Here is a 12,501-nt window from a genome sequence, read left to right on the forward strand (position 1 = left end):
ATAAAAACGTATACAAATGCAATCTTACTCATTATCCAATATGGATACGCTTATCAATTAGGAGAATACAAATGAAATTTAGAAAACTAGCTTGTACAGTACTTGCGGGTGCTGCGATTCTTGGCCTTGCTGCATGTGGTAACTCTGGTGGAAGTAAAGATGCTGGAAAATCTGGTAGCGATAGTGGAAAAACAGAAATCACTTGGTGGGCATTCCCAGTCTTCACTCAAGAAAAAACTGGTGACGGTGTTGGAACATATGAAAAATCAATCATCGAAGCGTTTGAAAAAGCAAATCCAGATGTAAAAGTGAAATTGGAAACCATTGACTTCAAGTCAGGTCCTGAAAAAATCACAACAGCTATTGAAGCAGGAACAGCTCCAGACGTTCTTTTTGATGCACCAGGACGTATCATCCAATACGGTAAAAATGGTAAATTGGCTGAGTTGAATGATCTCTTCACAGATGAATTCGTCAAAGATGTTAACAACGAAAACATTGTACAAGCAAGTAAAGCTGGAAACAAAGCTTACATGTATCCAATCAGTTCAGCACCATTCTACATGGCTATGAACAAGAAAATGTTGGAAGAAGCTGGAGTTGCAAACCTTGTAAAAGAAGGTTGGACAACTGATGATTTTGAAAAAGTTTTGAAAGCGCTTAAAGATAAAGGATATACACCAGGTTCATTGTTCAGTTCTGGTCAAGGGGGAGACCAAGGAACACGTGCCTTCATCTCAAACCTTTACGGCGGTTCTGTAACAGATAAAGATGTAACAAAATATACAACTGATGATCCTAAATTCGTCAAAGGTCTTGAAAAAGCAGCTAGCTGGATTAAAGACGGTTTGTTGAACAATGGTTCACAATTTGACGGTGGAGCAGATATCCAAAACTTTGCCAACGGTCAAACTTCATACACAATCCTTTGGGCACCATCTCAAAATGGTATCCAAGCTAAACTCTTGGAAGCAAGTAAAGTAGAAGTGGTAGAAGTACCATTCCCATCAGATTCAGGTAAACCAGCTCTTGAATACCTTGTAAACGGATTTGCAGTATTCAACAACAAAGACGAGAAGAAAGTTGCAGCATCTAAGAAATTCGTTCAATTCATCGCGGACGATAAAGAATGGGGTCCAAAAGACGTTGTTCGTACAGGTGCCTTCCCAGTTCGTACATCATTTGGCAAACTTTATGATGACAAACGTATGGAAACAATCAGTGGTTGGACTAAATACTACTCACCATACTACAACACTATTAATGGTTTTGCTGAAATGAGAACACTTTGGTTCCCAATGTTGCAATCTGTATCAAATGGTGACGAAAAACCAGCGGATGCTTTGAAAGCCTTCACTGAAAAAGCTAACGAAACAATTAAAAAAGCTACAAAACAATAAGCACTAATACTCAATGAAAATCAAAGAGCAAACTAGGAAGCTAGCCGCAGGCTGTACTTAAGTACGGCAAGGCAACGCTGACGTGGTTTGAATTCGATTTTCGAAGAGTATAAATCAGATTGATTCCTCCCTTTTCCCCGTGCATAGCCTATGTAAGAAAAGGGAGGATTTTGTTTGAAATGGTAGGAACTGTCACGAAATTAAAATGAAGTTCTTACATAAGCGAATCTTAAAAAATTTCATTTTGATTTTAAAACAGTTCAATAAAATCCAAAATATTCTATTAGTGAAAGAGAGGTGCCGACTGTGAAAGTCAATAAAATTCGTATGCGGGAAACAGTGATTTCCTACGCTTTCCTAGCACCAGTATTATTCTTCTTTGTCATCTTTGTATTGGCTCCTATGATTATGGGATTCATTACAAGTTTCTTTAACTACTCAATGACTAAATTTGAGTTTGTAGGCTTGGACAACTACATTCGCATGTTTAAAGACCCTGTCTTTATGAAGTCTTTGATCAATACCGTGATTCTGGTTATTGGATCTGTACCAGTTGTTGTTTTATTCTCACTCTTTGTAGCATCTCAGACCTATCATCAAAATGCCATTGCCCGTTCTTTCTATCGTTTCGTCTTCTTCCTTCCTGTAGTTACAGGTAGTGTTGCCGTAACGGTTGTATGGAAATGGATTTATGATCCACTATCAGGGATTCTAAACTTTGTCCTTAAGTCAAGCCACATCATCAGCCAAAACATTTCTTGGTTGGGAGATAAAAACTGGGCTTTGATGGCGATTATGATTATCCTTTTGACAACATCTGTTGGTCAGCCGATTATCCTTTATATCGCTGCCATGGGTAATATTGACAATTCACTGGTTGAAGCAGCGCGTGTTGATGGTGCGACTGAATTGCAAGTTTTCTGGAAGATTAAATGGCCTAGCCTTCTTCCAACAACTCTTTACATTGCAATCATTACAACCATCAACTCATTCCAGTGTTTCGCCTTGATTCAGTTGTTGACATCTGGTGGTCCAAACTACTCAACAAGTACACTTATGTACTACCTTTACGAAAAAGCCTTCCAATTGACAGAATACGGCTATGCCAACACAATCGGTGTCTTCTTGGCAGTCATGATCGCTATCGTAAGCTTTGTTCAATTTAAAGTACTTGGAAACGACGTAGAATACTAAAGAAAGGAGACAGCTATGCAATCTACACAAAAGAAACCTTTAACAGCTTTCACTGTTATTTCAACTATTATCTTGCTCTTGTTGACCGTGCTGTTCATCTTTCCATTCTACTGGATTTTGACAGGTGCCTTCAAATCACAGCCTGATACCATTATGATTCCGCCACAATGGTTCCCTAAAATGCCAACCATGGAGAACTTCCAACAACTCATGGTGCAAAACCCTGCTATGCAGTGGATGTGGAACTCTGTGTTTATCTCATTGGTAACCATGTTCTTAGTCTGTGCAACCTCTTCTTTAGCAGGTTATGTATTGGCTAAAAAACGTTTCTATGGACAGCGTATCCTCTTTGCAATCTTTATTGCTGCCATGGCACTTCCAAAACAAGTTGTCCTTGTACCATTGGTACGTATCGTCAACTTCATGGGAATTCATGATACTCTTTGGGCAGTTATCTTGCCTTTGATTGGATGGCCATTCGGGGTCTTCCTCATGAAACAATTCAGTGAAAATATTCCAACAGAGTTGCTTGAATCAGCTAAAATCGACGGTTGTGGTGAGATTCGTACTTTCTGGAGCGTAGCCTTCCCGATTGTGAAACCAGGATTTGCGGCTCTTGCAATCTTTACCTTCATCAATACATGGAATGACTACTTCATGCAGTTGGTAATGTTGACTTCACGTCAAAACTTGACCATCTCACTTGGGGTTGCAACCATGCAGGCCGAAATGGCAACCAACTATGGTTTGATTATGGCGGGTGCTGCTCTTGCAGCAGTGCCAATCGTAACAGTCTTCCTTGTCTTCCAAAAATCCTTCACTCAAGGTATTACTATGGGAGCGGTCAAAGGTTAAGAAAAGTAAACTGGTGTGTCAAGATTGCGGAAGTGGTCTTGACATGCTATGGAAATATAGAGGTTATAAGTGTCTACAAAATGTTGGGTATTTGCTTACCTTAGATATTTTGTTAGACACTTATCAACTTAAGAATGATTTTAGTTAACTATCAGAAACGAAGGAAACAGTATGATTTTTGACGATTTGAAAAACATCACCTTTTACAAAGGGATTCATCCCAATCTAGACAAGGCTATCGATTATCTCTACCAGCACCGTAAAGATTCATTTGAATTAGGTAAGTATGAGATTGACGGGGACAAGGTCTTTCTAGTTGTTCAGGAAAATGTCCTCAATCAAGCTGAAAATGATCAATTTGAGCATCATAAAAACTATGCAGATTTGCATTTGCTGGTAGAAGGACATGAATATTCGAGCTACGGTTTACGTATCAAAGACGAGGCAGTAGCATTCGACGAAGCGAGTGACATTGGCTTTGTTCATTGTCATGAACACTACCCACTCTTGTTGGGTTATCACAATTTTGCGATTTTCTTCCCAGGAGAACCACACCAGCCAAATGGCTATGCAGGTATGGAAGAGAAGGTTCGCAAATATCTCTTTAAAATTTTGGTTGACTAAAAAATCAGGAGGAGCAAACATGGCACAAAAAGGAGTAAGCCTTATCAAGGCAGCATTTGATACAGATAACTTTCTCATGCGTTTTAGTGAGAAGGTCTTGGATATCGTGACAGCCAATCTTCTTTTTGTCGTCTCTTGTTTGCCCATTGTGACGATTGGAGTGGCTAAAATTAGCCTCTACGAGACTATGTTTGAGATTAAGAAGAGCAGACGTGTGCCTGTCTTTAGAATCTATTTAAGAGCTTTCAAGCAAAATCTGAAACTAGGTCTTCAGTTAGGTCTGCTTGAGTTGGGCATTGTCTCATTAAGCCTTCTAGATCTCTATCTCTTCTGGGGTCAGACAGCTATGCCTTTCCAAATGGTAAAAGCTATTTGTCTAGGTATTCTTATCTTCCTCACTATCGTGATGTTGGCTAGCTATCCAATCGCTGCACGCTATGATTTGACTTGGAAAGAAGTCTTACAAAAAGGACTTATCTTGGCAAGTTTTAACTTTCCTTGGTTCTTCCTTATGTTAGCCATTCTCTTTCTCATTGTGTTGGTTCTTTATCTGTCCGCCTTCAGTTTACTTTTAGGTGGTTCAGCCTTCCTGCTTTTTGGGTTTGGGCTCTTGGTCTTTCTCCAGACTGGATTGATGGAGAAAATTTTCACAAAATACCAATAGGATGGCTTGTCTATGAAACTACTTTCAAGCCATAAACATTTCAAAATTCATATCGAAACTAAAATCTAAGTGTACACAAGATATTGAAAGCGTTTTTCATAAGGTGTATACTAAAAATGTAAAGAATAAATCCTGCTTTTAGCAGAAAAAAAGAAATATTAGGAGAAAATCTATGTCAGATTTAAAAAAATACGAAGGTGTCATTCCAGCTTTCTACGCATGTTATGATGATCAAGGAGAAGTAAGTCCAGAGCGTACGCGTGCCTTGGTGGAATACTTCATTGATAAAGGTGTTCAAGGTCTTTATGTTAATGGTTCTTCTGGTGAATGTATCTACCAAAGCGTTGAAGACCGTAAATTAATCTTAGAAGAAGTCATGGCAGTTGCCAAAGGTAAGTTGACTATTATTGCTCACGTAGCTTGCAATAATACTAAAGATAGTATGGAACTTGCTCGCCACGCAGAAAGCTTAGGAGTAGATGCTATTGCAACGATTCCGCCGATTTATTTCCGCTTGCCAGAATACTCAGTTGCTAAATACTGGAATGACATTAGTGCTGCGGCACCAAACACAGACTACGTGATTTACAACATTCCTCAATTAGCTGGTGTTGCTTTGACGCCAAGTCTTTATACTGAAATGTTGAAGAATCCACGTGTTATCGGTGTTAAGAACTCTTCTATGCCAGTTCAAGATATCCAAACCTTTGTGAGCCTTGGTGGGGAAGACCACATCGTCTTTAATGGTCCAGATGAGCAGTTCTTAGGTGGTCGTCTCATGGGAGCTAAAGCTGGTATCGGTGGTACTTATGGTGCTATGCCAGAACTCTTCTTGAAACTCAATCAGTTGATTGCTGACAAAGACTTGGAAACAGCCCGTGAATTGCAATATGCAATCAATGCAATCATTGGTAAATTGACTGCTGCACATGGAAATATGTACGGTGTGATTAAGGAAGTCTTGAAGATCAATGAAGGCTTGAATATTGGTTCTGTTCGTTCACCATTGACGCCAGTAACTGAAGAGGATCGTCCAGTTGTAGAAGCAGCTGCAGCCTTGATTCGTGAAACCAAGGAGCGCTTCCTCTAATCCATAAGGAGGTATTTATGACACACTACGTTGCAATTGATATCGGTGGAACCAACATCAAATATGGTTTGATCGATCAAGAAGGCCAACTTGTTGAATCGCATGAAATGCCAACTGAGGCGCATAAAGGTGGACCTCATATCTTACAAAAGACCAAAGATATTGTAGCTAGTTATTTAGAAAAAGGGCCAGTAGTAGGTGTTGCTATTTCTTCTGCAGGAATGGTGGATCCTGACAAGGGTGAGATTTTCTATGCTGGGCCTCAGATTCCAAATTATGCAGGAACTCAGTTCAAGAAGGAAATCGAGACTAGCTTTGCGATTCCTTGTGAAATTGAGAATGACGTCAACTGTGCAGGTCTGGCTGAGGCAGTATCTGGTTCAGGTAAGGGAGCGAGTGTCACCCTTTGCTTGACTATTGGAACAGGTATCGGTGGTTGCTTGATTATGGATGGGAAAGTTTTCCATGGTTTTAGTAATTCAGCCTGTGAAGTCGGTTATATGCATATGCAGGATGGAGCTTTCCAAGACTTGGCTTCTACGACAGCCTTGGTGGAGTATGTAGCAGCAGGTCATGGCGATTCAGTTAACCATTGGAATGGCCGACGCATCTTTAAGGAAGCCACTGAAGGCAACAAGATTTGTATGGCTGGTATTGACCGTATGGTAGACTATCTAGGAAAAGGTCTGGCAAATATTTGCTATGTGGCCAATCCAGAAGTGGTCATTCTCGGTGGTGGTATCATGGGACAAGAGGCTATCCTCAAACCCAAGATTCGCACAGCCTTGAAGGCGGCCTTGGTACCAAGCCTAGCTGAAAAAACACGATTAGAATTTGCCCATCACCAAAACACAGCAGGAATGTTGGGTGCTTATTATCACTTTAAAACAAAACAATCCTAGTTTGGTTTAACCAAACTAGGATTTTCTGATCAAGTTCCCTTGACTTTCTTTATAATTATGAGATAATAAAAAAAATATATAAAGGAATTATATAAAATGGCTATAGCAAGTTCAAATAAAATTGTGACCTTCCAAGCTAATAGAGAATTGGTAAATGATGCTATGGAAGTGTTAAAAGAACAAAATCTCTCTCTTTCATCGGCACTTAGATTATTTTTAAAGAATGTTGCCGTAACAAATGAAGTAGATTTACTGAGTGAAGAGGAATTAGAGAAGGAGTATTTGTTTAGACAATTACAAGCAGAAGTTAAAGAAAGTTATACCAAGATTGAGGCTGGAAATTACTTGACAGATGAGGATGTTGTGACACGCTATGGATTATAAAAAATATAGGATTTTGTATTCTCCTAGAGTGATTGATAGTCTGGATAAAATATATCAGTATATAGCAGAGGAAATTGGTTCTGTAGAGGCTGCGAGACGAAAAGTAGCCAGTATTAGAAAAGATATTAATCGTCTAGAAATTTTCCCCCAAGCTGGATTTGATGCCGATGAAAAATTTGGTAAGAAATTAGACCCTCGCTACCAAACGCGAGGATTGACCTTGAGTAAGGATTACATTGTATTGTATACAATTGTTGAGGATACCGTCAGACTTGCTTATCTACTCCCTTCAAAAAGTGATTACATGAAATTATTTAGGACTAAGTCAAGATATGACTAATTCATAATCTAGAAGAGGGATGTTTGGTAATGAATAAAAATCCTAGTTTGGTTCAACCAAGCTAGGATTTTCTTACACGTTTTTGTCGACGATAGCCGTTTAGTTTTTTATTTTCCCAGTAGCTATTAAAGATTTTTTCCTTGCTTTCACGATTGATTTCCAAAAAGTAGGCATAAATCAAATCGATAAAGAAGAGCATAGGAAGTTGGGCGGATATACGTTGGATGTAAGAGGGTTGACTGTGGGTGGCTACAAGAACAGTCTCTGTATAGGCTTGACTATCTTTATTGGGAACACTTGTAAAGAGTACAGTCTTTGCCCCCATCTCTTTAGCATCTAATAAACTGTCTAAAATAGAAGGAGTTGTACCAGACAGTGAGAAGCCCAGTACGAGACAATTCTCATCCATAATGCTGGTCGTCCAAGCAAAGCCGTCTTGGTCAGTCAAGGCCTCGCAGACCACACCTAGACGCATGAAGCGTAATTTCATTTCACGAGCTACTAGGCCAGAACTCCCTGTTCCGAAGAAGTAGACACGCTCAGCATCTTCGATTAATTGGGCAATTCTTTCTAGTTGGACTTCGTCAATCAAGTCCTGTGTTTGTTCCCGCATACTGCTATAACTTCTGAGGACTCGTTTTGTAAGTGGACTGTGTTTGTGAGAATGGGTGTCTTGTTTCTCTGCTTGGTGTTGGTATTGGAAAATAAATTCTCGATAGCCTGTAAAACCACACTTTTTAGAAAAGCGGGTCAGAGCAGCCTGAGAGATATGTAATTTTTGAGTAACCTGCTGAGAAGATAAATCATCTGCAATGGTTTCAGCTTGCAAAAAATAACGAGCGATTTCTTGCTCTAAATCTGTCATTTCTTCGAAGTGAGAATCAATGAGGGTTGCTATATCTGGTTTGTCCATAGGGAAGGCTCCTTTAAATGGGTCATATTGGAAAAAGACTAGGTCATCGAACTTTTACATTTATTATATCATATAATATAGGGATGGATAGATAAAATCGTATTTTTCTGTAAAACGGAAAAAGCTCTCTTCTTTTCCATAATTTTCTTCTTAAATTGTGGTACAATTAAGAGTAAGACTTAAAATAGAAATGAGACTGATTTGTATGAGAAAATTTGATAGCCATTCGATTCCGATTCGGCTTAATTTATTGTTTTCAATTGTTATTTTGCTCTTTATGGCCATCATTGGTCGCTTGCTTTATATGCAGGTTTTGAACAAGGATTTTTATGAGACAAAATTAGCATCGGCTAGTAAAACAAAAGTGACCACTAGTTCAGCTCGAGGCGAAATTTATGATGCTAGCGGTAAACCTTTGGTTGAAAATACTGTGAAACAAGTTGTTTCCTTTACTCGAAACAACAAAATGACGGCTGCAGATTTAAAAGAAACAGCTAAGAAGTTGCTGGCTTATGTGGGAGTTTCTTCTCCAACATTGACTGACCGACAGTTGGCGGACTATTATCTAGCAGATCAAGATGTCTATAAGAAAGCAGTGGAAAGTTTACCACGTGAGAAGCGCCTTGATTCTGATGGCAATCAATTATCTGAATCTGAGCTTTACAATAATACTGTTGAAAGTATCGATCCAAGCCAATTGGCCTACTCGGATGACGAAAAGAAAGAAATTTACCTCTTTAGCCAACTCAATGCAGTTGGAAATTTTGCGACAGGGACCATTGCGACAGATTCTTTGACAGATACACAGATTGCCCTGATAGCTTCGGCTTCTAAGAATTTACCTGGTATCAGTATTTCAACTTCGTGGGATCGAAAAGTTCTAGAAACTTCACTTTCTTCTATAGTAGGGAGTGTTTCCAGTGAAAAAGCTGGTCTACCAGCTGAAGAAGCAGATGCTTATATTAAAAAGGGCTATTCTCTAAATGATCGTGTTGGGACTTCTTATCTAGAAAAACAATACGAGGAAACCTTGCAAGGAAAACGCTCTGTGAAGGAAATCCATCTAGATAAGTACGGTAACATGGAAAGTGTCGAAAATATCGAAGATGGTACCAAAGGAAACAATATTAAACTGACTATCGATTTGGCCTTCCAAGATAGCGTGGACAATCTGCTTAAGAGTTACTTCAATTCCGAACTAGGAAATGGAGGAGCCAAGTATTCTGAAGGTGTGTATGCAGTTGCTTTGAATCCTAAAACAGGTGCGGTTTTGTCTATGTCAGGGCTAAAACATGACTTGAAAACGGGAGATTTAACACCTGATTCCTTGGGAACAGTAACCAATGTCTTTGTCCCGGGTTCTGTTGTCAAGGCGGCGACCATCAGCTCTGGTTGGGAGAATGGAGTCTTATCAGGGAATCAGACCTTGACAGACCAACCGATTGTTTTCCAAGGTTCAGCTCCAATTAATTCTTGGTATACTCAAGCCTACGGTTCATTTCCGATTACAGCTGTGGAAGCCTTGGAGTATTCTTCTAATACCTATATGGTTCAAACGGCTTTGGGCATTATGGGTCAGACCTATCAACCCAATATGTTTGTGTTAACTAACAATTTAGACTCCGCCATGGGGAAACTTCGCTCGACATTTGCGGAATATGGTCTCGGAGCCTCAACAGGCATTGACCTTCCAGATGAGTCAACTGGTTTTATTCCAAAAGAGTATAATTTTGCTAATTACATTACCAATGCATTTGGTCAGTTTGATAACTATACCCCTATGCAATTGGCCCAGTACGTTGGAACTATTGCCAACAACGGTGTTCGGATTGCACCTCACATTGTCGAGGGGATTTATGGAAACAACGAACAAGGTGGCTTAGGGAACTTAATCCAATCTGTTGAAACCAAGGAAATGAATAAAATTAATATTTCTGAGTCTGATGTTTCCATCCTCCAACAAGGATTTTATCAAGTGTCACATGGTGGTAGTGCTTTGACAACTGGTCGTGCCTTTTCAAATGGCGCAGCGGTATCTATTAGTGGAAAAACAGGTACTGCCGAAAGTTATGTTGAGGGTGGTCAAAAAGCTAACAATACTAACGCTGTGGCCTATTCACCATCAGATAATCCTCAAATCGCTGTAGCTGTTGTCTTCCCTCATAACACCAACCTTACAAATGGTGTCGGACCTTCCATTGCGCGCGATATTATCAACCTCTATAACCAACATCATCCAATGAATTAGAAAGGAAAATATGCTTTATCCAACACCTATTGCTAAGCTAATTGACAGTTATTCGAAGTTACCGGGTATCGGGATTAAGACGGCTACTCGTCTGGCCTTCTATACTATTGGAATGTCTGATGACGATGTCAATGAATTTGCTAAAAATCTCCTTTCTGCTAAGAGAGAGCTGACCTACTGCTCCATCTGCGGTCGCCTGACTGATGACGATCCTTGCTCTATCTGTACCGATCCGACTCGTGACCAGACAACGATTTTAGTTCTCGAAGATAGTCGCGATGTGGCAGCCATGGAGAATATCCAAGAATACCATGGACTCTATCATGTCTTGCATGGTCTTATTTCTCCCATGAATGGTATCAGTCCGGACGATATCAATCTCAAGACCCTTATGACTCGTCTTATGGATAGTGAAGTTTCAGAAGTGATTGTGGCGACCAATGCTACAGCAGATGGTGAAGCGACATCCATGTATCTTTCACGTTTGCTCAAGCCAGCTGGTATCAAGGTTACGCGTCTAGCACGAGGTCTCGCTGTCGGAGCGGATATTGAGTATGCGGATGAAGTTACACTCTTACGAGCCATTGAAAATCGAACAGAGTTGTAAGTCTAGACAAATTAACACACTCAATTCATTTATACAAAAATCACGGAGACCGACAGTTGTTTTATCGGTCTCTTTTTAGATTTATTGAAGACCAGTATCAGGTTCAAGTTTCAAAAAAGAAGCAAATATGATATACTAAAGAACGAGTATTCTATTAGAATTGGAACAAATAATATGAAACAAACGATTATTCTTTTATACGGTGGACGTAGTGCAGAGCGTGAAGTCTCTGTTCTTTCAGCTGAAAGTGTCATGCGTGCGGTCAACTACGACCGTTTCACAGTCAAGACTTTCTTCATCAGCCAGTCAGGTGACTTTATTAAAACGCAAGAATTTAGCCAGACTCCAGGTCAAGAGGATCGTCTTATGACCAATGAAACCATTGATTGGGATAAGAAAGTTGCACCAAGTGCCATCTACGAAGAGGGAGCAGTGGTCTTTCCAGTCCTTCATGGTCCGATGGGAGAAGATGGCTCTGTTCAAGGTTTCCTTGAAGTTTTGAAAATGCCTTATGTTGGTTGCAACATTTTGTCATCTAGCCTTGCCATGGATAAAATCACAACCAAGCGTGTTCTAGAATCTGTCGGAATTGCCCAAGTTCCTTATGTGGCTATCGTTGAAGGCGATGATATGACTGATAAAATTTCCGAAGTTGAAGAAAAATTGACTTACCCAGTTTTCACAAAACCATCAAACATGGGTTCTAGTGTCGGTATTTCTAAATCTGAAACTCAAGAAGAACTCCGCCAAGCCTTGAAACTTGCCTTCCAATATGACAGCCGTGTCTTGGTTGAGCAAGGAGTGAATGCCCGTGAAATCGAGGTTGGTCTCTTGGGGAACTACGATGTCAAGAGCACGCTTCCAGGGGAAGTAGTCAAGGATGTTGACTTCTACGACTATGACGCCAAGTATATTGACAACAAGATTACCATGGATATTCCAGCCAAAATCAGTGATGATGAGGTAGCTGTCATGCGTCAAAATGCAGAAACTGCCTTCCGTGCGATTGGTGGCCTTGGTCTATCTCGTTGCGATTTCTTCTATACAGATAAGGGAGAGGTTTTCCTCAACGAGCTTAATACCATGCCAGGTTTCACCCAGTGGTCTATGTACCCACTACTTTGGGACAATATGGGAATCAGCTACCCAGACCTAATCGAGCGATTGGTTGATCTTGCCAAGGAAAGTTTTGACAAGCGCGAAGCGCATTTGCTATAAAATGAAAGAGAGGGTAGGAGCCAGAACCATCACTGAAGGGTGACTAGAGTTCTCGAGCTTCG

At 40.1% G+C, this 12,501-nt stretch carries 13 protein-coding genes; 12 read left to right on the top strand and 1 reads right to left on the bottom strand.

What is annotated here, in order from left to right; translation table 11 throughout:
* Positions 1 to 71: 71 nt before the first annotated feature.
* From KB197_RS03110 to KB197_RS03150, 9 genes are all read left to right on the top strand, one after another.
* Entirely contained in the window at positions 72 to 1,400 is a 1,329-nt protein-coding gene (locus KB197_RS03110; protein WP_064276005.1) for an ABC transporter substrate-binding protein, read from the top strand.
* Between the two features lie 327 nt (positions 1,401 to 1,727).
* The gene (locus KB197_RS03115) at positions 1,728 to 2,594 is read left to right on the top strand and encodes a carbohydrate ABC transporter permease (RefSeq protein ID WP_161683542.1); all 867 of its coding nucleotides are present in this window, start codon (positions 1,728 to 1,730) and stop codon (positions 2,592 to 2,594) included.
* A gap of 15 nt (positions 2,595 to 2,609) precedes the next feature.
* The gene (locus KB197_RS03120; protein WP_020901679.1) at positions 2,610 to 3,449 is read left to right on the top strand and encodes a carbohydrate ABC transporter permease; all 840 of its coding nucleotides are present in this window, start codon (positions 2,610 to 2,612) and stop codon (positions 3,447 to 3,449) included.
* 171 nt (positions 3,450 to 3,620) lie between these two features.
* A complete protein-coding gene (locus tag KB197_RS03125) occupies positions 3,621 to 4,073 on the top strand; it encodes a YhcH/YjgK/YiaL family protein (RefSeq protein WP_212573448.1) in 453 nt (150 codons plus the stop codon).
* A gap of 19 nt (positions 4,074 to 4,092) precedes the next feature.
* A complete protein-coding gene (locus KB197_RS03130) occupies positions 4,093 to 4,737 on the top strand; it encodes a DUF624 domain-containing protein (RefSeq protein WP_212573447.1) in 645 nt (214 codons plus the stop codon).
* A 172-nt stretch (positions 4,738 to 4,909) separates the two neighbouring features.
* Positions 4,910 to 5,827, top strand: coding sequence for a dihydrodipicolinate synthase family protein (locus KB197_RS03135; RefSeq protein WP_212573446.1), 918 nt, complete (start codon positions 4,910 to 4,912; stop codon positions 5,825 to 5,827).
* A gap of 17 nt (positions 5,828 to 5,844) precedes the next feature.
* The gene (locus tag KB197_RS03140; protein ID WP_212573445.1) at positions 5,845 to 6,729 is read left to right on the top strand and encodes an ROK family protein; all 885 of its coding nucleotides are present in this window, start codon (positions 5,845 to 5,847) and stop codon (positions 6,727 to 6,729) included.
* Between the two features lie 96 nt (positions 6,730 to 6,825).
* The gene (locus tag KB197_RS03145; RefSeq protein ID WP_064276001.1) at positions 6,826 to 7,113 is read left to right on the top strand and encodes a hypothetical protein; all 288 of its coding nucleotides are present in this window, start codon (positions 6,826 to 6,828) and stop codon (positions 7,111 to 7,113) included.
* A complete protein-coding gene (locus KB197_RS03150; protein WP_064276000.1) occupies positions 7,103 to 7,453 on the top strand; it encodes a type II toxin-antitoxin system RelE/ParE family toxin in 351 nt (116 codons plus the stop codon). Before KB197_RS03145 ends, KB197_RS03150 begins: the two co-directional genes overlap by 11 nt.
* Positions 7,454 to 7,514: 61 nt before the next feature.
* On the opposite strand, the gene KB197_RS03155 is transcribed toward KB197_RS03150, so the two are convergent.
* Positions 7,515 to 8,366: a MurR/RpiR family transcriptional regulator gene (locus KB197_RS03155; RefSeq protein ID WP_212573444.1), complete on the bottom strand. Its 852-nt coding sequence runs from the start codon at positions 8,364 to 8,366 to the stop codon at positions 7,515 to 7,517.
* Positions 8,367 to 8,556: 190 nt separating this feature from the next.
* On the opposite strand from KB197_RS03155, the gene pbp2b reads away from it, so the two are divergent.
* The 3 genes from pbp2b to KB197_RS03170 all read left to right on the top strand — a co-directional run bounded on the left by pbp2b (position 8,557) and on the right by KB197_RS03170 (position 12,439).
* Positions 8,557 to 10,614, top strand: coding sequence for a penicillin-binding protein PBP2B (pbp2b, locus tag KB197_RS03160; RefSeq protein WP_212573443.1), 2,058 nt, complete (start codon positions 8,557 to 8,559; stop codon positions 10,612 to 10,614).
* A 10-nt stretch (positions 10,615 to 10,624) separates the two neighbouring features.
* On the top strand, positions 10,625 to 11,221 hold the full coding sequence (gene recR, locus KB197_RS03165; RefSeq protein ID WP_083977801.1) for a recombination mediator RecR: 597 nt from the start codon (positions 10,625 to 10,627) through the stop codon (positions 11,219 to 11,221).
* A 174-nt stretch (positions 11,222 to 11,395) separates the two neighbouring features.
* Entirely contained in the window at positions 11,396 to 12,439 is a 1,044-nt protein-coding gene (locus tag KB197_RS03170) for a D-alanine--D-alanine ligase (protein WP_212573442.1), read from the top strand.
* The last annotated feature ends 62 nt before the right edge of the window (positions 12,440 to 12,501 follow it).

Origin of the sequence: Streptococcus sp. 11-4097, from assembly GCF_018215285.2 — a bacterium.
Classification (GTDB): domain Bacteria; phylum Bacillota; class Bacilli; order Lactobacillales; family Streptococcaceae; genus Streptococcus.